Here is a 294-nt window from a genome sequence, read left to right as displayed (position 1 = left end):
GTCGTGAACCCAAACCAAAAGATGAAATAACACAAATGTTTGAATCTCCACAGTTTTCAGCTCAAAGCGTCAAGAATGACGTTTTGTCCGGTCTAACCGTAGCACTTGCATTGGTACCCGAAGCGGTAGCCTTTGCCTTTGTTGCAGGTGTTGACCCTATGGTTGGCTTATACGCTGCCTTTATCGTTGGCTTAATCACTTCTATCTTCGGCGGTCGTCCAGGTATGATCTCTGGTGCGACAGGCGCAATGGCTGTTGTAATGGTAAGCCTTGTTGCCGTGCATGGTGTTGAGT

General features: G+C 47.6%; 1 protein-coding gene. It reads left to right on the top strand.

Annotation, left to right across the window (positions count from 1 at the left end):
- Positions 1-35: 35 nt before the first annotated feature.
- Positions 36-294: SulP family inorganic anion transporter (locus tag AB4585_RS25485; protein WP_372171570.1), on the top strand; the 259-nt coding region annotated here is incomplete at its 3' end.

It is taken from the genome of Vibrio sp. 10N.222.49.C9 (assembly GCF_041474985.1).
In the GTDB taxonomy this organism is placed as follows: domain Bacteria; phylum Pseudomonadota; class Gammaproteobacteria; order Enterobacterales; family Vibrionaceae; genus Vibrio; species Vibrio crassostreae_C.
This window is presented reverse-complemented; position numbering and strand designations above follow the sequence as displayed.